Origin of the sequence: Natronobeatus ordinarius (assembly GCF_024362485.1) — an archaeon.
Taxonomy (GTDB): domain Archaea; phylum Halobacteriota; class Halobacteria; order Halobacteriales; family Natrialbaceae; genus Natronobeatus; species Natronobeatus ordinarius.
The window spans coordinates 1,114,018-1,137,791 of the sequence record NZ_CP101456.1 but is presented as its reverse complement, the minus strand read 5'-3'; the positions used below and the strand labels follow the sequence as shown (position 1 = coordinate 1,137,791).

Here is a 23,774-nt window from a genome sequence, read left to right as displayed (position 1 = left end):
CGTAAATACAGCCACCCCCCGGAGCGGTTGCTCTCGGGGGGTGATGATAGTATGAGTGGAGGCGACGAACCGACGTTCCCAGAGGGTCTCCCACTCCAGTACTGGCCGGTACGCAGGCGGGCTTATCTGCCGTGTTCGGGATGGGTACGGGAGGAACCCCGCCGCTGTGGCCGCCTTAACGCCGACTCGCGGACTCGAACCGCGATTTCGTCCAACGTCGGTGGTCTGAAACCGTATGTTACGTGTAGTCCAGTTTGCGCCTGGACCCGTTCAAACGGGTCACAGTGCAGATCCATGAATATGATTAGTGGCTCGATCGGTTAGTGCTCGCGGGCTCAACACCTCGTTGCCTCGGTGCGTACACCCCGAGTCTATCGAACTCGTCTTCTACGAGTGATCTCGGTGGCTCCTCTTTTCCAGGTGGGTTTCGAGCTTAGATGCGTTCAGCTCTTACCCCGTGGTGCGTAGCTGCCCGGCACGTGCTCTTTCGAACAACCGGTACACCAGTGGCACCCATTCGTAGTTCCTCTCGTACTATACGAACGTTCCCGTCAGGAACCATAACACCCCCAATAGATAGCAGCCGACCTGTCTCACGACGGTCTAAACCCAGCTCACGACCTCCTTTAATAGGCGAACAACCTCACCCTTGCCCGCTTCTGCACGGGCAGGATGGAGGGAACCGACATCGAGGTAGCAAGCCACCCGGTCGATATGTGCTCTTGCGGGTGACGACTCTGTTATCCCTAAGGTAGCTTTTCTGTCAGCAATTGCCCGCATCAAGCAGGCTAATTGGTTCGCTAGACCACGCTTTCGCGTCAGCGTCCGTTGTTGTGCCGGACACTGTCAGGCTCCCGTATGCTCTTGCGCTCTCTTCCGGGTCTCCGTCCCGGATGAGGGAACCTTGGGGCGCGCTCGATATCTTTTCAAGCGCGTACCGCCCCAGTCAAACTGCCCGGCTACCGGTGTCCTCCGCCAGGAGTGAGAGTCACAGTCACCATCGGGTAGTATTTCAAGGATGACTCGGTGGCCCGCTGGCGCGGGTACCTGTGTAATGTCTTCTACCTATGCTGCACAATGGCGGCCATGTCTCAGCGACAGCCTGCAGTAAAGCTCTATAGGGTCTTCGCTTCCCCTTGGGGGTCTCCAGACTCCGCACTGGAACGTACAGTTCACCGGGCCCAACGTTGGGACAGTGGCGCTCTCGTTGATCCATTCATGCAAGCCGCTACTGAAGCGGCAAGGTACTACGCTACCTTAAGAGGGTCATAGTTACCCCCGCCGTTAACAGGTCCTTCGTCCCCTTGTACGGGGTGTTCAGATACCTGCACTGGGCAGGATTCAGTGACTGTACTCGTCTTTGCAGATTTGCAGTCACCTGTGTTGTTACTAGACAGTCGGAGCGCCCGAGTCACTGCGGCCTGCCGCTTTCCGCGGCAGGCATCCCTTCTTCCGAAGGTACGGGACTAACTTGCCGAATTCCCTAACGTCGGTTGCTCCCGACAGACCTTGGCTTTCGCCGCCACGAGTACCTGTGTCGGTTCTCGGTACGGACAGTGTGCTCGTCTTTTCACGGGCTCTAGGTTGACCCAGCTTGCGATATCCCACCATTCATCCGCTTCGTACCATTACGGTTTCCACGGATTTCGATGGTTCTACCGGGCGATGGCCCGGCCTGGGCGGCCCCAAAGCGTCGACTTTTACTGCACACTGGCATAGGAATATTAACCTATCTCCCTTTCAACAGTCTCGAGTTACGGACTGATTTAGGACCGGCTAACCCTCAGCTGATAAGCATTGCTGAGGAACCCTTACTCGTTCGGCCGTCGGGGTTCTCACCCGACTCACGCTGCTACTTTGACCAGGATTTTCGTTTCCGCACGGTCCACACGACCTCTCGGCCGTGCTTCCACCCGAACGGAACGCCAACCTACGGGATCACACTCGAAAGTGTGCCGCCAGGTCTCGGTGGTGGACTTGAGCCCCGATCATTTTCGGCGCCTCGAACCATCGGCCGGTAAGCTGTTACGCTTTTCTTAGAGGGTAGCTGCTTCTAAGCTCACCTCCCGGCTGTCTAGGGCTCGAGACCACCTTCGATCGCACTTAGTCCACACTTGGGGACCTTAACCCAGCTCTGGGTTGTCTCCCTCACGGTACACAGGCTTACCCCGCGCACCGGACTCCCCACGTCAACGGCGTCTGTAGGTTCGGAGTTGGACAGCGAGGCGAACTCCTCTCGGAGTCCGATCTCCCAATCCGTCGCTCTACCCCACAGACTACCTCGGTGGAGGTCATGCTTCGACATGTTTCGGTTGGAACCAGCTGTTTCCGAGCTCGATGGGCCTTTCACCCCTAGACGCAGATCACGCGAGGGTATTGTAGGACACCAACGCTAACGGGCCTCCACGTGCCTTTCGGCACGCTTCACCCTGCCCACGCCTAGATCGCCCGGTTTCGGGTTGTGCCCGATTGACTCCCCGCCCTTGAAGACGGCGGCCCTCACGCAAAGCGCTGCGGCCATGTCGGTTTCCCTATGCCTTCCCCGATACTCGGGTTAGACTCGCCAATCAGGCACACTCCCTGGTTCGTTTTTCAAAACGTACGACGGAACTTCGGCTCCCTGAGATTCTTACTGCAGGTTCGCACCTGGGTCATTTCTCTCAGGGCCTTGTAAGCCCCGTCGCTCTATCGCCAACTGATTTCACGCACTATTTCACCTCCCTTTTTGGGGTGGTTTTCAGCGTTCGCTCACGCTACTTGTTCGCTATCGGTCTCGAGGAGTGTTTAGTCTTCGCGGTCGATGCCCGCGAGATTCACGAGGGAAATCCAACCCCCGTTACTCTGGAGCTGACGCACATCGTACTCGCCTGCAATACGGGGCTGTCACCCTGTATCGCGCTCCGTTCCAGAAGACTTCTTGCAGGTTTTCTGATGATGAGAGTCAGTCCGAACACCACATTGCCCGTGAGGGCTTCGGTTTGGACTGCGTCGGGTTCACTCGCCGTTACTAACGACATCGCGTTTGCTTTCTTTTCCTGCCGGTACTGAGATGTTTCAATTTCCGGCGTTCCCCATTGCGCAAGGCAATTGCTGTGGGGATTCCCATTCGGAGATCCTGAGTTCTTCCCCTCCATGCGGGTCCCTCAGGCTTATCGCAGCTTGGCACGTCCTTTGTCGGCTCTCGAGCCGAGCGATCCACCAGCTGGCACAGTAGCCACGTTCGTCGGATCTGTAATTGTGACCCGGGAACGGGTCCAGTGGACGCCTGGACTACACGTACACACGGTCTCATTTGCAGCGCTGTAGACGCAGCGTGCATTGACCCTTCCCACCCGCACTTGCGCGGGGTGGTGCATCGGTTTCTTCCGGTTTGATCGTAGCGCCGTCCCCCACTTAAGGGGCACGGTTCGATCGCACCGTGTCATGGACCCACTGGGATTCGAACCCAGGGCATCCTCCTTGCAAAGGAGGCACTCTCCCACTGAGCTATGGGCCCATCCCCGTTCCAGCATCGGAGCTGGGACGGAGAGTAAACGTTAGCCTCGACAGTTCAAAGGTGCCCGATCGGCCTGATCGGCGGTCGGTCGGACGCGGACGTGGTGGGCCACCCTCGTCGGGGTGGTCCCGTTCTGTGGAGGTGATCCAGCCGCAGATTCCCCTACGGCTACCTTGTTACGACTTAAGCCCCCTTGCGAAGCCCAGATTCGACCTGGGAATCCAGGCCTCATCCGGACCTCACTCGGGTGCTTTGACGGGCGGTGTGTGCAAGGAGCAGGGACGTATTCACCGCGCCTTGCTGAGGCGCGATTACTACCGAATCCAGCTTCATGTGGGCGAGTTTCAGCCCACAATCCGAACTACGACCGAGTTTCGGAGATTAGCGCCCCCTTTCGGGGTGGCATCCCACTGTCTCGGCCATTGTAGCCCGCGTGTCGCCCAGCACATTCGGGGCATACTGACCTACCGTTGCCCGTTCCTTCCTCCAGTTTGGCACTGGCAGTCTCCCTAATGTACCCATCCGACTCACGTCGATGCTGGCAATTAAGGATGCGGGTCTCGCTCGTTGCCTGACTTAACAGGACGCCTCACGGTACGAGCTGACGGCGGCCATGCACCTCCTCTCAGTAGCTCCACTAAGCTCGTCACACTGAGCTTCACAGCATACTGTCGGTGCTGGTGAGATGTCCGGCGTTGAGTCCAATTAAACCGCAGGCTCCTCCGGTTGTAGTGCTCCCCCGCCAATTCCTTTAAGTTTCATCCTTGCGGACGTACTTCCCAGGCGGTCTGCTTCACGGCTTCCCTACGGCACAGCACAGGCTCGTAGCCTGTGCCACACCTAGCAGACATCGTTTACGGCTAGGACTACCCGGGTATCTAATCCGGTTCGTGACCCTAGCTTTCGTCCCTCACCGTCGGATCCGTCCTTCCAGAGCGCTTTCGCCACCGGTGGTCCGTCCAGGATTACAGGATTTCACTCCTACCCCAGACGTACCCTCTGGATCTTCCGGTCCCAAGCCAGGCAGTTTCCACCGGACGCCCGCGCGTTAGGCGCGCGGATTTCCCGACGGACTTACTTGGCCGGCTACGGACGCTTTAGGCCCAATAATAGCGGTCATCACTCGGGCTGCCGGTATTACCGCGGCGGCTGGCACCGGTCTTGCCCAGCCCTTATTCGCCGACCACCTTACGGTCGGAAAAAGCGAGGACTGTATGCCCTCGCACTTGGAGTCCCCTTATCGCACTGTCGTGCAGTGTAAAGGTTTCGCGCCTGCTGCGCCCCGTAGGGCCCGGTATCTTGTCTCAGATACCGTCTCCGGGCTCTTGCTCTCACAACCCGTACCGATTATCGGCACGGTGGGCCGTTACCCCACCGTCTACCTAATCGGCCGCAGCCACATCCTGTCGCGCCGTAGCGTTTCGAGCTCGAGCCAGTTCCAGGCATCGAGCCGTATGCGGAATTAGCCTCAGTTTCCCGAGGTTATGCCGCTCGACAGGGTAGTTTGGCCACGTGTTACTGAGCTATTCGCCACGAATCTAAGTTCGTACGACTAGCATGGCTAAATCGAACTCCAATAGCAATGACCTCCGGCAGGATCAACCGGAATGCTATTCCCTCCGGATGGAGGGAGGTGTTGGCGGTGAATATCGTAATACTCACACGTAATGTTGGGTCCGCGTTCGACGACGACCGAATCGATCGACCGATTGGGCGTCACCGAACTGTCGAGGCTAACATCAGATCCCTTCTGTACGGAAGACCGCAGGGGAGGGATCCTCACTTCGTCTTCATTCAATCATAGTCGCCGGGTAGTACTTAAGTCCTCTTAATCGATCGTCCACTGCTACTGACTCTCACCAGCCATCAATTGTTATATTGTCCAGTATAGAGGTCTCCACTCGAGGACGGACACCGTCGTGGTCGTTCGCGCGCACACGCGTACGTCGAGACGTTTTATTCGGTGGCGTCCGAACCCCGTCCAATGATCGAAGCGACACTGTGTTTCGTCGTTCGCGACGACGAAGTGCTGTTGATCGAGAAGCGCCGCGGACTCGGTGCAGGCTGGTACAACGGCCCCGGTGGAAAGCTCGAGGACGGCGAGACGCCGCTCGAGTGTGCGAAACGCGAAGTCCGCGAGGAGGTCGGGCTCGAGGTGTCCGACCTCGAGCGCGCTGGCGAGCTGACGTTCACCCTCGACGGTGCGGTCCACACGGTCTGTCACGTTTTTCGAACCGACGAGTTCGCGGGCGAGCCGACGGCCTCACCCGAGGCGCGCCCCGAGTGGATTCCGATCGAGGAGGTCCCCTACGACCGGATGTGGGAGGACGATCGCCTCTGGCTGCCGGGCGTCCTCGAGGGCGAGACTGTCGTCGGCGAGTTTCACTTCGAGGGTGGGCGGCCGCTCGACGAAGCGACGTTCGTCGGCCACGACCTCGAGTGGGACGCGCTGTAGCTCACTCGAGGACGGCCGCGAGCTGGTTGCGAAACTCCCCGGGAACCTCGACGTGAGGGGTGTGGCCGACGCCCTGGAGGACGACCTCGTCGTACTCGCCGCCAGCGTCGGCGTAGGACTTGAGCACGGCGCGCGTCTGGTCGACCATCGGCTGGGGTGGGAAGACGTCGTCGCCGGGCCAGCCGGGAAGTTCGTCCATCCGGCCGAGCGTGCCGACGTCGAACAGCGACTCGTTCGAGATGATGGCGTCGTTCGCGCCGCGGAGCCAGCGAATTGGTGGTTTGGGCTCGATCTCGACGAGGCCGGTGAGGTCGCAGTACTTCGGCGAAATGGCGTTGTTCACGCCCGTCTCGCCAGGGGCGACGCCGGGCCAGTGTTCGCTCTCGACCGCCGACCCCGGGTAGTTTCCCTCACCGGTGGCGGTGTCGAGCATCCCGGACAGGTACGACTCCTCGCGCGCGGGATCGAAGTCGTAGGTCGGGTCGACGTAGAACGAGCGCAGGACCGTTCGCGGCGCCCCCGGCACGTCGTCCTCCCGAACGCGGTCGGCGAGAGCGTCGACGAAGTCGTCGGTGGCGACACCGCCGCCGGAGCCAGCGTAATCCGGGAAACACGGCGTTCCGTCGACGTCTTTCGTCCCGCCGAAGCCGTACGGCGAGAGCGGGTTGACGAGCACGAGGGCGTCGACCAGCCCGGGAGCGGAGATGGTGTAGTCCATCGCCACGCCGCCGCCGTTCGACCAGCCGACGAGCGTTATCGGTGCCTCGAGTTCGAGTTCCTCGAGCAGTGCCGCGAGGTCCGCGGAGAAGTCTCCGAGTCCCTGCGTAGCATCGACCGATTTCGTCTCGCTGTCGCCGTAGCCGCGCAAGTCCGGGGCGAGCGCGTAGTACTCGTCGTCGAGAGCAGCGAGGGAATCCTCCCAGAACCGCGAGGAGGAGACGTTGCCGTGTAAGAAGGCGATCGGCTGGCCGTCTCGATCACCGGACTCGAGGACGTGCGTCTCGAGGCGGTCGGTCGAAACGAGTCGGGAGTCGACGCCGGAGAGCGTGTCGTCGCGAGGCATGTCACCCCGTACGACGACCGCGAGTAAAATCCTCCGGCGAGAATCAGTTCGAGAGTCGATCGACGACCGCGCTCGTCACGTCCTCCGTCGAGGCGTCGCCACCGAGGTCGGGCGTCCGAGGGCCGTTCTCGAGGACGTCCTCGACGGCGGTCCGGACGGCTGCACCCTCCTCGTCGTGGCCGAGATACTCGACCATCAAAGCGGCCGAGAGAATCGCTGCGGCCGGGTTGGCCATCCCTTCGCCCGCGATGTCGGGTGCGGTGCCGTGGACGGGCTCGAACAGCCCGCGGTCGGGGCCAACGTTCGCGCTCGGCAGGAGGCCGAGGCCGCCGACGAGCCCCGCGGCGAGATCAGAGAGGACGTCTCCTGCGAGGTTCGGACAGACGACGACGTCGAACTGTTCGGGGTCGAGACAGACGTGGGTCGCGAACGCGTCCATCAGTACCTCGTCGGTCTCGACGCCGTGGTCGTCGGCGACCGCCGTGACGGTGTCACGAAAGAGGCCGTCAGTCTCGCGCATCACGTTCGCCTTGTGGACGACGGTGAAGCCGTCGGTCTCGCGCTCGTCGACGAACTCACAGGCGTACTCGGCGAGCTGTCGGGAGGCCGACTCCGTAACGACGCGGGTGAGCGTCGAAACGTCTTCCGTGAGGCGATCCTCGTGGCCAGAGTAGACGCCTTCGGTGTTCTCCCGGAGGAAGACCAGATCCGTCTCGGGGCGGACGGCCTCGACGCCGGGGTAGGCTTTCGCGGGGCGGACGTTGACGAACGAGCCGACGGCTTCGCGCAGCGGGAGGATGACGTCGGCGGCCGTCTCGCCCGCGGCACCGAACAGCGTCGCGTCCGTCGACGCGGCGAGCTCGTACGTCTCCTGGGGGAGCGCCTCGCCAGTTTCTGCGTTCACGTGGTCGCCCGCGTCGGCCTCGTGGAACTCGAAGTCGACGTCGAGGGTCTCGAGGACCCGAATCGCCGCTGGGACGACCTCCTGGCCGATACCATCGCCGGGGATGACGGTGAGCTCGTAACTCATACGCGCTTCCCGTCCTCCACGTACGGCAGCGACTCGGCGGTTTCCTCGACCGCCTGCGCGTTCGATTTCATCAGCGCCGTGGTGTCCCAGACGCCCTCGACGAGCGCCTTTCGCTGGGCGTCGTCGACCTCGACGTCGATCGACGTCCCGTCGTAGGTGACCGTCTCTTCGGCGACGTCGATCTCGAGTTCACCGTCGGGGTTCGCCTCGACCCAGTCCTGGAGCGCCTCGATCGTTTCGGTGTCGGCCGTGACCGTCGGGATGCCGAGTGCGAGGCAGTTCCCCGCGAAGATCTCGGCGAACGACTCGCCGATCACCGCGTCGATCCCCCAGCGCATCAGCGCCTGCGGGGCGTGTTCGCGCGAGGAGCCACAGCCGAAGTTGGCGTTGACGACCATCACCGAGGCGTCCTGGTGGGCTGGCTCGTTCATCGGGTGGGCTTTTTGCTCGTCGTCTTCAGTGAACCGCTGGTCGAAGAAGGCGAACTGCCCGAGGCCGTCGAAGGTGACGACCTTCATGAATCGGGCCGGGATGATCTGGTCGGTGTCGATGTCGTTGCCGCGGATCGCGACGCCGGTGCCCGAAGCCTCCTCGACGCTCGGAATCTCGACCTCGTCGCTCATGCCAGCGTCACCTCCTCGAGTTCGCGGACGTCAGTGACCTCGCCGTGGATCGCCGCCGCGGCGACCATCCGCGGGTTCATCAAGACGGTGCGACCGTCCTTGCTCCCCTGTCGGCCGACGAAGTTCCGGTTCGAGGAGGAGGCCGACGCCTCGTCGCCCTCGAGCTGGTCCTCGTTCATTCCCAGACACATCGAACAGCCGGCACCGCGCCAGTCGAAGCCGGCCTCGGTGAAGATCTCGTCGAGGCCTTCTTCCTCGGCGGCGGCTTTGACCTGCTGGCTGCCGGGGACGACCATCGCGCGGACGTCCGGGTGGACCTCCCGACCCTTGACGATCCGCGCGGCTCGCCGGAGGTCCGGCAGGCGCGCGTTCGTACACGAGCCGATGAACGCGACGTCGATCGGGTATCCTTCCATCGTCTCGCCGGGCTCGACGCGCATGTGTTCCTGGGCGCGTCGAGCCGTCGCCTGTTTGTCAGCGGGCAGGTCGTCGGGGTCCGGGATCGGCTCGGTGACGCCGACGCCCTGTCCTGGCGTGGTGCCCCAGGTGACGACGGGCTCGAGTTCGTTCGCGTCGATCTCGACGACGTCGTCGTACGCCGCGTCGGCGTCCGAGCGGATCGACTCCCAGTACGCCTTGCGCTCCTCGAATGCCTCGCCCTCGGGGACCTCGTCGCGGCCCTCGAGCCACTCGTAGGTGGTCTCGTCGGGGTTGACGTAGCCGGCGCGGGCGCCGCCCTCGATCGACATGTTACAGATCGACATGCGACCTTCCATGTCCATGTTCTCGATGGCGTCGCCGGCGTACTCGTAGACGTAGCCGACGCCGCCCTCGACGCCGAGCCGGCGGATGATCTCGAGGATGACGTCTTTGGCCTCGACGCCCTCGCCGAGTTCGCCGTTGACCTCGATTCGGCGGACCTTCAGCTTCTCCATGGCGACGGTGCCCGTCGCGAGCACGTCCCGGATCTGGCTCGTCCCGATCCCGAACGCGAGCGCGCCGAACGCGCCGTGGGTGCTCGTGTGGCTGTCACCGCAGACGATCGTCATCCCCGGCTGGGTCAGCCCCAGCTCCGGGCCGATGACGTGAACGATCCCCTGCTCGCCCGTCTCCGGGTGCGAGAAGTCGATCCCCGCCTCGCGGACGTTCCGCTCGAGTGCGGACATCATCTCTTCGGCGGCCTCGTCGCTGTAGGGCCGCTCGGTGCTCGAGGTCGGCAGGATGTGGTCGACCGTCGCGTGCGTGAGGTCGGGATAGGCGACCTCGAGGTCGCGTTCCTCGAGCATCCCGAACGCCTGTGGGCTCGTGACCTCGTGGATGAGGTGGAGGCCGACGAACAGCTGATCCTGTCCGGTCGGCAGGGTCGTCACCTTGTGGCGATCCCAGACCTTGTCGTACAGCGTTCCCTCGCTCATTCGTCCTCCGCTACCGGTCCCCGCTCGAAGACGCGGTTCGCGTCGTCGGCGTCGTGTGGTGGGGTGTGGCTGACGTCTTTCATCGTTCGGGTCGGCCGGGGGTCGTCGGCGGCCGTCGTCCCCGCCGACTGCGCGTTCGATCGCGACGGATCGTGACCGCCGTCGGCGGCGACGATCGGGCCACGGCTAAACACCTGCCCGAGCGTCTCGCCGGTGTAGGGGTTCGCGTGGCTGATCGCTTTCATCGGCTCTCGGTTCCGTGTGGTGTCCTCTGTCATCAGTCTGCCTGGACGCGCGTTCGTTCGTCGTCTTCCGATTCTTCCTCCGGTTCTTCGGCCCAGGCGAACAGCGCGCGGAGCCGTTCGCCGACGGCTTCGACCTCGTGGGCCTTCTCGGCCTCGCGAAGCTGGGTGTAGACCGGCCGGTTCGCCTGGTTCTCGGCGATCCACTCGCGAGCGAACTCGCCGTTCTGGACCTCGGCGAGGATCTCTCTCATGTTCTCGCGTGCGTGATCGTCGACGACGGCCCGTCCGCGGGTCAGTCCGCCGTACTCGGCCGTGTCGCTGACGGAGTCGTACATCGCGCCGATGCCGCCCTCATACATCAGGTCGACGATGAGCTTCATCTCGTTGAGACACTCGAAGTAGGCCATCTCCGGGGAGTAGCCCGCCTCGACGAGCGTCTCGTAGCCGGCCTTGATGAGTTCGGCGATGCCACCACAGAGGACGGCCTGTTCGCCGAAGAGGTCGGTCTCGGTCTCCTCGCGGAACGTCGTCTCGACGACGCCCGCGCGGGTGCAGCCGATCGCCTTCCCGTACGCCAGCGCCTTCGGCTTCGCCTCGCCGGTCGCATCCTGGTAGACCGCGAGCAGCCCCGGCGTCCCCTCGCCGCTCTCGTAGTTGCGTCGGACGAGGTGGCCGGGCGACTTGGGCGCGATCATCGTCACGTCGACGTTCTCCGGCGGCGCGATCTGGTTGTAGTGGATGTTGAAGCCGTGGGCGAACTGGAGCGTGTTTCCGTCCTCGAGGTGGGGTTTGATCTCCTCGAACACCGCCGGCTGGATCGTGTCCGGCACGAGCACGGAGACGTACTCGGCCTGTGCGGCGGCCTCGGCGGGGGTGGCGACCTCGAGGCCGTCTTCGTTCACCGCCGCACGCGTCGAAGAGTCCTCACGCAGCCCGACGATCACGTCGACCCCGCTGTCGGCGAGGTTCTGTGCGTGGGCGTGGCCCTGGCTACCGTAGCCGAGAACGGCTACCGTCACGTCTGCGAGGAGCGATTCGTCTGCGTCGTCGTCGTAGTAGATGTCGGTCGTGAAGTCTGCGTCAGTCATCGTTTGCTGTTGGGTGTGGGGAAGTAGTCTGCTGGCGATTCACCTGCTGTTCGACCGGCGCTTCCGAGGCGGTGTCCTCGGTGTCCCGGGCGAGCGCGGTCGTGCCCGTCCGCGACAGTTCGCGGATGCCGAACTGGCCGAACGTCTCGATCGCGGCGTCGATCTTCTGGCGGCTGCCGGTGATCTCGAACGTCGCGGTCTCCGGGCTGGCGTCGACGGCTTTCGCGCCGTACATGTCGGCGACGGCGGCGACCCGGTCGGGTTGCGTCGCGTTCACCTTGATCAGCGCGAGTTCCCGGCGCATCGCGTCGCCGGGGAGCTCACGAACCGAGATCACGGGGATCAGCTTTCGCAGCTGCTTTTTCACCTGCGCGATCCCCGGGTCGGGCTCTTCGACGACGAGCGTGATCCGCGCCTGGCTCTCGTCTTCGGTCGGCCCGACGGTCAGGCTCTCGATGTTGAACTGCCGTCTCGAGAACAGCCCCGAGACGTCAGAGAGCACGCCGGGTTCGTGTTTCACGAGCGCAGAGATCACCGTCCGTCGGGGCTCGTGTTCGGCTTCGACCTCGGGGTCGATTCGAATCCCCTGTGGGGTTCGTCGTCCCTGTGGCGCCGGTCGATCCTCGGGTGCGGGTCCCTCGAGTCCGTACGTCATAGCTGGTCCTCCGTCAGTGCGAACTGGCTGTTGTCGCCGCCGCTCGGCACCATCGGGTAGACGTTCTCTCTGGGATCGATGTGGACGTCGATCACCGAGGGGCCGTCGTAGGCGAGTGCGGCCTCGATCGTGTCGGCGACCTCGTCGTACTCGTCGATCCGGAAGCCCTTTGCGCCGAACGCTTCGGCGAGCTTGTCGAACTCCGGACACCAGCCGTACTCCGACGCCGAGTGGCGGCCCTCGAAGAAGGCGTCCTGCCACTGGCGAACCATGCCGATGTACTCGTTGTTGAGCACGGCGACGGTGATGTCCATGTTTTCGCGAACGGCCACCGACAGTTCCTGGATCGTCATCAGGAACGAGGCGTCGCCGTCGATGCAGACGACCTCCTGGTCGTCGTCGGCGGCGAGTCGGGCGCCGATCGCGGCCGGCACGCCGTAGCCCATCGTCCCGAGTCCGTGACTCGAGACCCAGGTCCGGGGTTCCGTGTACGTCCAGTACTGGCAGGCCCACATCTGGTGCTGGCCGACGCCGGTGGTCACGATCGCCTGGTCGCTCGTGGCCTCGTCTAAGGCCTCGACGACGAACTGCGGTTTGACCGGTTCGTCCTCGGGTGCCTGGTAGGCCATCGAGTACTCCGACTTCCACTGCTGACACTGGGCGCGCCACTTTTTGGCCTCGGGCGAGGCGTCGACTTCGTCGGCGAGTTGCTCCATCACGGTCGCGGCATCCCCGACCAGCGGGTACTCCGCGTGGATGTTCTTGCTGATCTCGGCCGGGTCGATGTCGACGTGGATGACCTCGGCGTCCGGGGCGAACGTCTCGATGCCGCCGGTCAGGCGGTCGTCGAACCGGGTCCCGACGCCGATCAGCGTGTCACACAGTGAGATGGCCATGTTCGCGTAGCCCGTGCCGTGCATCCCCGCCATCTCGAGGGAGAGGTCGTGGTCCTCGGGGAACGAGCCGAGGCCGGGCATCGTCGTGATGACCGGAATCTCGTGTTCGATGGCGAACGCGCGACACTCCTCGGCGGCGTCGGCTTTGATGACGCCGCCACCGAGCAGCATGACGGGTCGGCTGGACGCCTCGATCCGTCGGGCCGCGTCCCGAACGATCTCGGGGTCGGCCTCCTCTTGCACCTCGTAGGTGTCGGGTGGCGTCAGCTCGTCCGGAACGCGGTCGGTCTCGCCGTTGGTCACGTCCTTCGGGAGGTCGACCAGCGTCGGTCCGGGCCGGCCCTCGCGGGCGAGTGCGAACGCCTCGGCGACGTCCTGGCCGACTCGCGCCGAGTCGCTCGAGAACGTGTTGTCTTTGGTGATCGGCGCCGTGACGCCCGTGGTATCGGTCTCCTGGAAGGCGTCGTTCCCGACGAACGCCGTCGGGACCTGGCCCGTCAGCGCGAGCATCGGGTCCGAATCCATGTCGGCGTCCGCGATGCCGGTGACGAGATTCGTCGCCCCCGGCCCCGACGTCGCCAGACAGAGTCCCGGTTCGCCCGAGACGATGCCGTAGGCGTCGGCGGCGTGAGCCGCCCCCTGCTCGTGGGCCATCGTTACGTGGTAGATCTCCGAGTCGTACAGCGCGTCGTAGACGGGCATGATCGCCCCGCCCTGGACGCCGAAGGCGTACTCGACGCCCGCGTTCTCGAGCGTGCGGACGACCGCCTCGGCGCCGGTCGTGACCGGCGGTCGGTCGGTCTCGGTGCTCGAGTCGTCCGGTCGCGTCTCGGCGGGCTGTTCGTCGGTCTCTCGGGTGATCGGTGCGGCGCGTTCGCTCATCGGTCTCTCCTCGCTGGGTCTCGCCAGCGCCTTTGCATACGGTGTCGTGTCATCTGGGGGTGAACTGGTCGCTCGGAAAACGGTGCGGATCCGGGTCGGGGAGAGGAGGGTATAGGGGCTAGGCAGCCCCTACAATAATGAGCGTCGCGACGGCGTCGCTGTCGGCCGTGCGAGCCGGCGATGCGACGCGTCGCGTCATTATATGCTCGATAGCGTTCGCTCCCATTATAACGTTTTCGAGAGCGGACGGGCAGCCGCGCCTCCCGTCGCTTCGACAGCGGGTGCTCGCCGCCGGGAGAAAACGGGAGGCACATACTCAGGCGCGCACCTCCTCTTGCTGGCGCGTGACGTCCTCGTCCTCGGCGAAGCGCTCGAGGTCTGTGACCGTCACGTCGCGCTTTTCTGCGCCGTAATCCTTGACGCGGCGGGTGACCGCGCGGACCTCGTCGTCGGAGGGGGCAAAGCCCTGCTCCTCCAAGCGCTTTCGGACGGAGTGGGTACCCGTGTGTTTGCCCAGGACGAGTCGGCGCCGGGCGCCGATCATCTCGGGGGTCATCACGCCCGGCTCGAACGTATCGGAGTTCTCGATGACGCCAGCGGCGTGGATGCCGCTCTCGTGGGAGAACGCGTTCGTGCCGACGACGGGTTTGTTCCCGGGAACGTCCATGCCGCTTTTGGCTTCGACGAGCTGGGACAGTTCGCTGATGCGCGTCGTGTCGATGCCGGTGTCGGCCTGGTAGAGCGACTCGACGGCCATCACGAACTCCTCGTAAGCGGCGTTGCCCGCGCGCTCGCCGATCGAGTTGACCGAGACCTGCGCCTGGGCGGCGCCGGCTTCGATCCCCGAGAGGGCGTTCGCGGTCGCCAGCCCGAAGTCGTCGTGGGTGTGGACGTCGATCCGCGCGTCGGTGTGTGCACAGACCTTCTCGATCAGGTCGTAGTACCGACGCGGCGTGGCGACGCCACAGGTGTCCGGAATGTTGATCCAGTCGGTTCCGGCCTCGGTGACCGCTTCGATCACCTCGATCAGGAACGCCTCGTCCGTGCGCGTCGCATCCATCGGCGAGAACATGCAGATCGCTCCCGCCTCGACGATGCGCTCGACCGACTCGACTGCTCGCTGTACAACTTCCTCTCGCGTGGCGTGCATCGAGTCCTCGATCTGGACGTCGCTGGTGCTCACGAACGTGTGCACCATCTCGACGCCAGAATCCAGTGCCGCTTCGATGTCCCCGTCGACGACGCGGGCCAGCCCGCAGGTCGTCGAGGACGTGCTCTCGGCGATGTCGCGCACCGCCTCGAACTCCGCGTCGGAGTTGACGGGGAACCCGGCCTCGATGACGTGGGTGCCCATCTCGTCCAGCACGGCGGCTATCTGTCGTTTATCTTCGTAGGAAAACGACGTGCCCGGGGACTGTTCGCCGTCCCGCAGCGTGGTATCGAAGACTCGTGCCGTTTCGATCTCTTCAGTGGAATCTAACGTGCCCTGGAAGAACTCGACCGCCCTGACTGGTATCAGAGCCGGCAGTGTCTGGTGAAGACATTGTATCGAGACTCGAGGCACGGGGTGATATATAAAACTGGCGCTGCGACAGCCGATCGAGGGCAGCTCGCCATCGCAACCGTGACCCCAGTTCGGAAATCGCACGACATAAACAGCTATTAGGTAATTATACACATTCTATTCGTCCAGTGTGATACCTATTGTTGCCCACCAGGGCGTTGACACGCGATGTAAATTTTTCTCTAAAATCTTCGTATCTATACTCACGGCGGCTGGCGCGCACCCTCGAGTGGACGTTCGTCCGGTGGGGTCGGTCCGGACGCAGTTCTCACGGGGCAGGTGGGCATTATACGTCGGCCCGTCGTACTACGAGTCGCAATGACGTCGGACGAAGTCATCGACCTGCTCACGGAAGCGTACGTCGACGAACTCGAGACCGTAATGAACTACCTCACCAATTCGATCGTCCTCGATGGGGTCCACGCCGAAGAGGTGAAAGAGAGCCTCGCCGAGGACGTCGAGGAGGAACTCGAGCACGCCCGGTTGCTCGGTCAGCGACTGAAACAACTCGACGAGTCGCCGCCGGGCTCGGAGGGGTTCGAAGCCCGCCAGTCGAGCCTCCAGCCGCCGGCTGATACGACCGACGTCCAGTCGGTCATCGAGGGCGTTCTCGAGGCCGAGGAGAACGCGATGGAGACCTATCGCGCGCTCTACGAGGCCGCAGGAGAGGCGAACGACCCGGTCACTGAGGACGTAGCGGTCACTGTCCTCGCCGACGAGGAAGCACACCACACCGAGTTCAGGGGGTTCCAGAAGGAGTTTCCCACGGATTGATCAGCCGGAGAGCTATAGTACTCGTTGAAACGATTTACACCCGTTCGGCTGTGATCGGCGTGCAACGACGGGTCCCCGCTACGATATAGTACTCGTTGAAACGATTTACACCCGGTCACAGCCGAGCGGGCAGCCTCGGTCTCGTTGGCGAGGGTGCCCGCCAACGGTCGTGACCGGGTGTGTAATGACTTTCAACGGTTACTATACCGCCACGAACCGAACTGGGATCGATCCGGCCGAGGCTTCCTTCTCGCGGACGTATAAGACGAGTACCTAAAAGGACTAAAGGGGAGTCCGTGGTGGTGAGTGGTGCCGATGTCAGACAGTGACAAACCTCACGCCAGCGGCAGCATCTCACCCGGCGACACCAGCCAGCGCGTCGGGATGGAAGTGCTGCGCGAACGTGGCGTCGAACCCGAGGAACTCCGCGAGAAGTTGATCGACGCGATCGGCGCCGAGTTCACGACGTACTACTACTACACCAACCTCCGGATGCACATGGCGGGGAACGAAGACTACAAGGAGATCACCGAGGACGCCCGCCTCGAGGACCGCGCCCACTTCGAACTCGTCGTCCCGCGGGTGTACGAGCTGGGCGGCGCGCTCCCGAACGACATTCGGGACTTCGCCGACCGCGCCTCGTGTCCGGACGCGGAAGTACCGACACCGATGGACGACGAGGGCGGCTTCGACACGTCTGGACTGGACGCCGAGGGCATCCTCGAGGTGTTGCTCGAGGCCGAGCGCTGTGCGATCCGTACGTGGTCGGAAATCTGTGACATGACCGCTAACGGGAAAGACCCGCGAACGTACGACATGGCCTCGAGAATCCTCCAGGAGGAGATCGAACACGAGGCGTGGTTCATCGAGTTGCTCTCGATGGAGCGCGACGGCGAGATCAACCCGGCCGGTCACTTCGTCCGGGGCGAACCGGGCGACGCGCCGTACTCGACGAACCGGCGGTTCAACGAGAGCGCTTGATTAGCCCTGAAGACGCTTCTTTCGGAAAACGGCTGAACGAACCCGGTCTGCTCGTCAGAACGCGGTGAAGCCGGTACGGGCGACGCAGGGAGAACCGGCCACGCTCCCCATCGACCGCTCGGAGCGACGAGGAATTTCGACTGCTCTGGCTACTCGAATCCAGTCGTTTTCAACGGCAATCACAACACTGATCCTCGGCGGATGGAAGGTCGACGTATGTCAGCGTCGTTCCCGTGGGCAGCTCTCGACTCCGACGAGGAGGTCGTCTGGTCGGGAGGCCCCCGTCCGCACGTCGTACTCTGGATCGCCATCCCAACCCTCGCCATTCCGGTGGTGCTGGGGGCGGTCTGGTCGACGCTTCCCGGCGTCGTCCTCGGCGGGCTCGCGTGGGCCGCCGTCAGCTACCTGGGGTACGTGTACGTGACGAATATCGACTACGTCGTTTCGACGAAGTACGTCTACGCCAAGTACGGCATACTCGGCCGATCGGTCACGCAGATCGGCCTCCACAACATCCAGGACACCACACTCACTCAGGGAATCCTCGGAACGCGCGCCGGCTACGGGACGATCTCGTTCAGTACCGCCGGCGGAGAAGGGGCGACGCTCGCGTTTCACCTGGTCGACGATCCGTCGACGGTGACGGTCGAGGTCGATAGACAGGTCGCGAAGGCCCGCAAGGGGACAGCTGGCAGGGACGGTCCCTCGAGTACTGACACCGTCGACGAGCTGCTCACGGAACTCCGCACGATGCGGGCGGCCGCAGAGCGCATCGACCGGGCACTCGAGCAGGGAGGTGAGTTGTCGTGAGCGCCGAGTACGACTGGCTGACACTCGAGGACGACGAGGAACTCATCTGGTCGGGCGAGCCGTCGTTACTGGGGTACGCGTGGGCGTTCGCCGTCGGGTTCGCGCTGATTCCCCTATTCGGGCTCGGACTGGTGATCATCGCCTCGACGTACCTGCACCTGAAGAACACGGCGTACGTGATCACGACCGACAGCGTGTTCAAAAAGACCGGCGTGCTCTCCCGAACGGTCACCGACATCGGCCACGAGAATATCCAGGACACCGGCTACCGACAGGGGGTCCTCGGTCGCTACGCTGGGTTCGGAACCGTCCAGATCAGCACCGCCGGCGGCAGCGGCGTCGAGATGACCCTCGACCACGTGCCCGATCCGCTGTCGGTCCAGTCGCGACTCGACAGCGCGGCGACGAAGCGGGCGCCCACGGACGATCGAACCGACCGGGGCGGGCGCCAGCCGGTCACGATCGACGACGCCGCGCTCGAGGAACTCCTCGAGGAGTTGCGGGCGACCCGGGAAGCGATGGAGTCGATCGAACGGCGACTGAGCGAGGAGTGACACCTCGCTTTCGACCCGGCTGGATCTCGAGAACGTCGCGGACTCGACTCGAAACGTTATAGCGCGCGCTGGCGCTACGACCGCTATGCTCACCTTCATCGGCCTCGGCCTCTACGACGAGCGGTCGATCACGGTCGAGGGCCAGGAAGCCCTCCGCGCGGCCGACCGCGCCTACGCCGAGTTCTACACCAGCAAGCTGATCGGGACCACGGTCGAGTCCCTCGAGGACCACCACGGGATCGAGATCGAGGTCCGGGACCGGCCGGGCGTCGAACAGCACCCCGAGGACGTACTCGAGGCTGCCGAAACCGAAGACGTGGCCTTTCTCACCGCGGGCGATACGATGATCTCGACGACCCACGTCGACCTCCGCCTGCGCGCCCACGAGCGGGGGATCGAGACGCGAGTGATCCACGGGGTGACCGCACAGACGGCCACGAGTTCGCTCACCGGCCTCCAGAACTACCGCTTCGGCAAGGCGACGACGCTGCCGTTCCCCTACGCCCACGGCGCGGAGGGGCTGCCCGCGAGCGTCACCGAGACCATCGAGGAGAACCGCGAGCGCGGTGTCCACACCGTCATCTACCTCGACATAAAAGTCGGCCACGAGCGAGCCGAGGGCGACGAGTACATGACCGCCGACGTCGGCGCCGAGCTCCTGGCCGAGGCGTACCCCGACCTCGTGGGCGTCGTCGTCGCCCGCGCGGGGAGCCCGGAGCCCCTGATCGAGGCTGGAACGATGTCCGCCCTCGCCGATCGGGACTTCGGCGAGCCGCTGCACCTGCTCGTGATCCCCGCCGAGTTGCACCTGCTCGAGGCCGACGCGCTGGTCGAACTCGCCGGGGCGGATCGCGAGACGCTCGAGGTCGCCTGAAACCGGCTCGAGTGTGGCGTGTGACTCGACGCTGAAGTGACGCGGAACGCGCTTTCGCGAAGGAGCGGCCCAGACGGAGCGAACGGTGAACCGACGAGCGACGGGGCGGTCACGTCGCCACCGCCCGAACGAACACGCACCCGGCTACGATCGAACGATCGCCTGCAGCTCGCGGGCGATTCCCGGCGGGACGACGAGCCGCCGTGGGCCCTGAACGTACTGTCCGTTCGGTTGCTCGTAGGCGAGTTTTACCATCGCCGCGTCGCCGACGTGACGAACCGAGACGTCCTCGATCAGGTCGAGATCGACCGAGACCTCGGGCTCGTAGAGGTAGAGGCGCCCCTCCTCGAGGTCGAGTGCACCGACCGACTGGAGAAACGAAGAGAGCATGATCAACACGACCGCGAAGGGGATGGTGGCGGTTGCCAGCCCGAAGCCGATGCCGGGGCCGACGAAGAGCACGAGCGCGAAGATGATCGCGCCCATCACGACCGCGCCGGCGGCGGCGTCGAGTGCCTGCCTGAAGCTGCCCCCGCTCGGCGTCCAGAACGGGACGTACCGGCCCAGTCGCTCGAGTCGGTCGTCGGCCTGACCGGCGAGGACGACGGCGACGATCGCGACGGCAGCGGCGGCGAGCGTGGCGACGACGATCGATTGGCCGCCGGTCTCGGCCGTCAGTCCGTAGAACCGACCGAAGACGATGAGTGCAATCGCGGCGAGGAACGTCCCGACCCCGAGCGCCCAGAGTACGCGAACGGTCCGGGAGGTCGAGGCGTCCCGTCGCCAGTGAACCGTTCGGGAGTCGTCCATAATCGAACTCGCTTCCGGGCGAATAAAGGCCGTTCGATCCGTCGTCAGGGCGACGATCAGCCGAGCAGCCAGGTGAACGCGAGAAAGCCCGCGTAGGTGACGACGATCGCGCCCGCGAGCGAGAGCACCCACGCGAGGACCGTGTAGCCCATCTTCCGGCCGCTGACGCCCCCGCCGGCGCCCGCCGCGGCGTAGCCGCTGCCGATGATCGCGCTGACGACGATCTGGTTGAACGAGACCGGGATGCCGTAGAGGATGGCGACCTGGGCGATAGCGAACGAGGGAATGAGCGCGGCGATCGATCGCCGGGGTCCGAGCGAGGAGTAGTCCTGGGAGATTGCCTTGATCATCCGGGTGGCGCCAGTCCAGGCCCCGACGAGCAGGCCGACGCCGCCGCCCAGCAGCAACGCCGTGATCGTCAGCCCGACGTCGTCCGAGAGGGGAACGAGCGGCCCGACGGCGAGGCCGACCTGGCTCCCGCCGGCGGAGAAGGCCACGAGCCCGCCCATCACGAGCAGGAAGTGGCGTTCGGCGACGCTCGTGCCGTTACGCATGTCGAGGCGGAGTGCTCCAGCGCAAGCGACGGCGATCACGAGCGTGACGGCGACGACGGCGACGGACGGCGACGCCGGGACCGCGTTCGAGACGGTGACGGCGATGGACGCGCCCCCGTCGGGCGGCCCGAGCATCGCGAACTCGATGTTCGCGAGCAACGCGCCGACGATGCCAGCCAGGACGAGCACGACCTTCCGTTCGGGGATCGGCTCCTCGCGAAGCGCCCGGGCGGTGACGTACGCGATGGCGCCGCCGACGAACGGCGTCAGCAGCCAGAGGGCGGCGATCTCCCGGTACTTCCACCACGCCGGATCGCCGCCCATCGCGAACCCGGCACCGATCACGGCCCCCGTCACGGTGAACGCCGTGGCGATCGGGTAGCCCGTGAAGACGCCGATGGCGACCAGCACCGCGGCGATCGTCAGCCCGATCGTCGCCGCCTCCGCCGAGAGCGTCACCCCCTCGATGAGGTCGCCACCGACTGCCTCGGAGACGCTCGCCCCCTGAAAGACCGCCCCCAGAAAGCAGAGGATTCCGACGAGAAAGCCCGCTCGCATCACCGAGATCGCGTTCGCCCCGACCGCCGGCGCGAACGGCGTCGACCCGCTCGAGCCGGCGCCGATCGTCCAGGCCATAAAGAAGCTCGCTATCGCGGCCACGGCGAACGTTCCGAGCGTCGCGATGTCGACCATCTAGGGGACCCTATCGGCGGCCACTACAAGTGTGTGGCGACCTGAGACGATCGTCCGCTTATCGGCGTTGCGGATCGGCAAGCGCGATCACGGTCGATCAGTTCGTCGTCGACCGAGAGTTGTCCTCGGGCTCCGGCGGTGCCTCGACGCCCTCGATGGCTTCGACGGTCTCGGTATCTTTCTCGGTCTCGACGTGCCAGCGGTCGACCTCGTCTTCGTACGCGGCGAGCCGATCGGAGACGTCGCCTTTGAGCCGATCGTCGTTGACGTTCACCTCGAAGACGAATCCCTCGCCGTTGCCCCGACCCGACTGCTGGATGTTCGCGCTGACGAGTTCGTTGTCGAAGTAGTACGGCGCGAGCTGGGTCATCACGCGCTGGTAGACCGTGTCCTCGACCCGACGGAGTGCCTTCCGTCCCGCGGTGTCGGCCGCGCGGGCGACGTAGTCGACGGACTCCTTCCAGGTGTCGACCGCGTTTCCGGCGTCGTCGTCCTCGAGCGCCTCGTAGGACTCAGAGAGCTTCTCGCCGGCGGTCTTGATATCCTCGTCGGGACCCTTGCCGGCCTTCTCGCCCTTCCCTTCCTCGACGTGGGCCTGTTCGGCGGTCTTCTCGCTGACGTCGCTCTCGAGCGTCTCGTGGGCCTTGGGGCGCCACTCCTCCCACTCCTCGAACGCGCGGGCGAAGCGAGCGCCCGTATCGCTGTCGGGGTCGTGTACCCCGGCGTCCCGAAGCGCGTGTGTGATGCGCTCGCCGTGTTCGACGACGTCGCTCCAGTCACCGCGGACCTTGAACCCCGAGATGCTCTCTTCCATCCGATTGAACGGGGCTATGACGCCGCCTGGTATAAACTTCTTCGCTGCGTCAGTACTGGCGGCGACCGGTCATCGACCGCGCCGACCCGACGTCGCGCCCTGGCAGCGGCCGTAAACGATCGAAAACAAAGTCTCGTCGAGGCGACGCTTGAGCCGGCCGAGACAGCCGCCGACGAACGCGAAGTTCAACGTCCTCGAGTCCGATCCGCTCGCGAACGTCACCGAGTTCACCCACTCACCGAACTCACTCGACGTCCGCGGCCAGCTCGGCCAGCGCACGTTTCAGCTCCCCCTTTCGCTTCCAGGCGGCGATCCGGTCGGCGAGCCCCACCGGTCGAACGCCCATGTGGACCGTCGACGTGGCGCTGACGCGCGTCCCCTCGTTCTCCGGCGCGATCGAGAGGGTCGTCTCCATCACCTCGAGCGGGCCGTCCTCGCCCTCGAGTTCGTAGTAGAAGCCGGGTTCGTCCTCGAGCGCTTCGAACCGGAGCGAAAGCTGGAGTCCCCGCGAGCCGGCGGTGACGATCCAGCCGTCGTCGGTTTCGTCGATCCCTCTGACGGTGAAACTGCCCTCGTACTCGACGATCGTTTCGGGCGTGAGCAGCCGATCGACGGCAGCCGGCTGGGCACGGACCGCGCGCGAGACGTCGACCGTTCGCATCGGTGGCGATTCTCGGACCGACACCTTATACTCCCCGGCGTGCGCGTCTCCGAACGACATGCCGATCGAAGACCGAGACGAGGCCTACCTCGTCACCCACGCACTGGCCAAAGACACCCTCTCGCGGATTCGAGACGTCGAAACGGAGCAGGTGAGCTTCCGGAAGGGGCTCGTGAAACTCGGCCGGATCTGTGGCTACGAGATCATCGACGGACGGATGGAGACCGAGTACGTCGAGATCGAGACGCCGCTCGAGCAGACGATGGGCGAGCGCGTCAAGGGGCTCGACGACGTGGTGATCATCAACGTCCTGCGGGCGGCGACGCCGTTCGTCGAGGGACTGCTCAAGGCGTTCCCGCGCGCCAGACAGGGCGTCATCAGCGCGAGTCGAAACGAGGAGGCCGGCCGCAACGAGGAGGGGAAGTTCCCGATCACGGTCGACTACGTGAAACTCCCCGAGATTCACGAGGAGGATACGGTGATCGTCGCCGACCCGATGCTCGCCACCGGCAGCACGATGTGTACGGTACTCGAGCACGTCATCGAGAACTCGCCGGAGCCCGAGCACCTGATCGTCCTCTCGGCGGTGTCGGCACCCGACGGCCTGCTCCGGGTGGGCGAGGAGTTCCCCGAAGTCGACTTGCTGACCGTCTCGATCGACGAGTACCTCGACGAGAACGGCTTCATCGTCCCCGGCCTCGGTGACGCCGGCGACCGCGCGTTCCGAACGAACTAGTCTTTGGATCGAACCACGACTTCGGTCGTGGCCGGTCGCTGTCTCACGCCGCGAGCGACGGGACTCTCCCCTTCGACTCGAGCAGCAGGGCTCTTACCTGG

20 protein-coding genes, 1 tRNA gene and 3 rRNA genes are annotated in these 23,774 nt (G+C 64.5%); 7 read left to right on the top strand and 17 right to left on the bottom strand.

The features are described 5' to 3' along the window. Positions 1-56: 56 nt before the first annotated feature. The 4 genes from rrf to NMQ09_RS05830 all read right to left on the bottom strand — a co-directional run bounded on the left by rrf (position 57) and on the right by NMQ09_RS05830 (position 5,105). Positions 57-178 (bottom strand): 5S ribosomal RNA (rrf, locus tag NMQ09_RS05845). Positions 179-302: 124 nt separating this feature from the next. Next, positions 303-3,223, bottom strand: a 23S ribosomal RNA gene (locus NMQ09_RS05840). A gap of 201 nt (positions 3,224-3,424) precedes the next feature. Beyond that, a tRNA-Ala gene (locus tag NMQ09_RS05835) sits at positions 3,425-3,496 on the bottom strand. A gap of 136 nt (positions 3,497-3,632) precedes the next feature. After that, positions 3,633-5,105: ribosomal RNA gene (locus tag NMQ09_RS05830) — 16S ribosomal RNA — on the bottom strand. The 16S, 23S and 5S rRNA genes sit together here with 1 tRNA gene alongside, the layout of an rRNA operon. A 375-nt stretch (positions 5,106-5,480) precedes the next feature. Here NMQ09_RS05830 and NMQ09_RS05825 point away from each other — a divergent pair. Next, positions 5,481-5,951 (top strand): 8-oxo-dGTP diphosphatase, encoded by a 471-nt coding sequence (locus NMQ09_RS05825; RefSeq protein WP_255193501.1) that lies wholly within the window; start codon positions 5,481-5,483, stop codon positions 5,949-5,951. A gap of 1 nt (position 5,952) precedes the next feature. Here NMQ09_RS05825 and NMQ09_RS05820 read toward each other — a convergent pair whose 3' ends face one another. From NMQ09_RS05820 to NMQ09_RS05780, 9 genes are all read right to left on the bottom strand, one after another. Further along, positions 5,953-7,014, bottom strand: coding sequence for an alpha/beta fold hydrolase (locus NMQ09_RS05820; RefSeq protein ID WP_255193500.1), 1,062 nt, complete (start codon positions 7,012-7,014; stop codon positions 5,953-5,955). 43 nt (positions 7,015-7,057) lie between these two features. Next, positions 7,058-8,044, bottom strand: coding sequence for an isocitrate/isopropylmalate dehydrogenase family protein (locus NMQ09_RS05815; protein ID WP_255193499.1), 987 nt, complete (start codon positions 8,042-8,044; stop codon positions 7,058-7,060). Next, positions 8,041-8,667, bottom strand: a complete 627-nt coding sequence (leuD, locus tag NMQ09_RS05810; RefSeq protein WP_255193498.1) for a 3-isopropylmalate dehydratase small subunit — start codon at positions 8,665-8,667, stop codon at positions 8,041-8,043. Before leuD ends, NMQ09_RS05815 begins: the two co-directional genes overlap by 4 nt. Continuing rightward, positions 8,664-10,082, bottom strand: a complete 1,419-nt coding sequence (gene leuC, locus NMQ09_RS05805; RefSeq protein ID WP_255193497.1) for a 3-isopropylmalate dehydratase large subunit — start codon at positions 10,080-10,082, stop codon at positions 8,664-8,666. The genes leuD and leuC overlap by 4 nt, the downstream gene beginning before the upstream one ends. Continuing rightward, complete coding sequence (locus NMQ09_RS05800; protein WP_255193496.1) at positions 10,079-10,360, bottom strand: DUF7989 family protein; 282 nt, start codon at positions 10,358-10,360, stop codon at positions 10,079-10,081. Before NMQ09_RS05800 ends, leuC begins: the two co-directional genes overlap by 4 nt. Then, positions 10,360-11,415, bottom strand: coding sequence for a ketol-acid reductoisomerase (gene ilvC, locus NMQ09_RS05795; RefSeq protein ID WP_255193495.1), 1,056 nt, complete (start codon positions 11,413-11,415; stop codon positions 10,360-10,362). Before ilvC ends, NMQ09_RS05800 begins: the two co-directional genes overlap by 1 nt. Beyond that, a complete protein-coding gene (gene ilvN / locus NMQ09_RS05790; protein WP_255193494.1) occupies positions 11,408-12,070 on the bottom strand; it encodes an acetolactate synthase small subunit in 663 nt (220 codons plus the stop codon). Before ilvN ends, ilvC begins: the two co-directional genes overlap by 8 nt. Next, on the bottom strand, positions 12,067-13,848 hold the full coding sequence (gene ilvB / locus NMQ09_RS05785) for a biosynthetic-type acetolactate synthase large subunit (protein WP_255193493.1): 1,782 nt from the start codon (positions 13,846-13,848) through the stop codon (positions 12,067-12,069). Before ilvB ends, ilvN begins: the two co-directional genes overlap by 4 nt. Before the next feature lie 316 nt (positions 13,849-14,164). Continuing rightward, the gene (locus NMQ09_RS05780) at positions 14,165-15,412 is read right to left on the bottom strand and encodes a LeuA family protein (protein WP_345781292.1); all 1,248 of its coding nucleotides are present in this window, start codon (positions 15,410-15,412) and stop codon (positions 14,165-14,167) included. A gap of 318 nt (positions 15,413-15,730) precedes the next feature. On the opposite strand from NMQ09_RS05780, the gene NMQ09_RS05775 reads away from it, so the two are divergent. The 5 genes from NMQ09_RS05775 (at position 15,731) to dph5 (ending at position 19,405) form a co-directional block, all read left to right on the top strand. Further along, the gene (locus NMQ09_RS05775) at positions 15,731-16,186 is read left to right on the top strand and encodes a ferritin-like domain-containing protein (RefSeq protein WP_255193492.1); all 456 of its coding nucleotides are present in this window, start codon (positions 15,731-15,733) and stop codon (positions 16,184-16,186) included. A gap of 315 nt (positions 16,187-16,501) precedes the next feature. Further along, positions 16,502-17,167, top strand: a complete 666-nt coding sequence (dps, locus tag NMQ09_RS05770; RefSeq protein WP_255193491.1) for a DNA protection during starvation protein — start codon at positions 16,502-16,504, stop codon at positions 17,165-17,167. Positions 17,168-17,383: 216 nt separating this feature from the next. After that, a complete protein-coding gene (locus NMQ09_RS05765; RefSeq protein ID WP_255193490.1) occupies positions 17,384-17,977 on the top strand; it encodes a PH domain-containing protein in 594 nt (197 codons plus the stop codon). Beyond that, positions 17,974-18,531 carry a PH domain-containing protein gene (locus tag NMQ09_RS05760; protein WP_255193489.1) on the top strand — a complete coding sequence of 186 codons (558 nt, stop codon included), beginning with the start codon at positions 17,974-17,976 and terminating at the stop codon, positions 18,529-18,531. Before NMQ09_RS05765 ends, NMQ09_RS05760 begins: the two co-directional genes overlap by 4 nt. 85 nt (positions 18,532-18,616) lie before the next feature. After that, positions 18,617-19,405, top strand: coding sequence for a diphthine synthase (gene dph5, locus NMQ09_RS05755; RefSeq protein WP_255193488.1), 789 nt, complete (start codon positions 18,617-18,619; stop codon positions 19,403-19,405). A 144-nt stretch (positions 19,406-19,549) separates the two neighbouring features. Here dph5 and NMQ09_RS05750 read toward each other — a convergent pair whose 3' ends face one another. The 4 genes from NMQ09_RS05750 to NMQ09_RS05735 form a co-directional block, all read right to left on the bottom strand. Beyond that, positions 19,550-20,215, bottom strand: a complete 666-nt coding sequence (locus NMQ09_RS05750) for a hypothetical protein (RefSeq protein WP_255193487.1) — start codon at positions 20,213-20,215, stop codon at positions 19,550-19,552. 56 nt (positions 20,216-20,271) lie between these two features. Next, on the bottom strand, positions 20,272-21,462 hold the full coding sequence (locus NMQ09_RS05745; protein ID WP_255193486.1) for an inorganic phosphate transporter: 1,191 nt from the start codon (positions 21,460-21,462) through the stop codon (positions 20,272-20,274). Positions 21,463-21,559: 97 nt separating this feature from the next. Continuing rightward, entirely contained in the window at positions 21,560-22,276 is a 717-nt protein-coding gene (locus tag NMQ09_RS05740) for a DUF5828 family protein (protein ID WP_255193485.1), read from the bottom strand. Between the two features lie 244 nt (positions 22,277-22,520). After that, entirely contained in the window at positions 22,521-22,937 is a 417-nt protein-coding gene (locus NMQ09_RS05735) for an SRPBCC family protein (protein WP_255193484.1), read from the bottom strand. A gap of 58 nt (positions 22,938-22,995) precedes the next feature. Between NMQ09_RS05735 and upp the strand changes: the two genes are divergently transcribed. Beyond that, a complete protein-coding gene (gene upp / locus NMQ09_RS05730; RefSeq protein WP_255193483.1) occupies positions 22,996-23,673 on the top strand; it encodes a uracil phosphoribosyltransferase in 678 nt (225 codons plus the stop codon). Positions 23,674-23,774 lie beyond the last annotated feature (101 nt).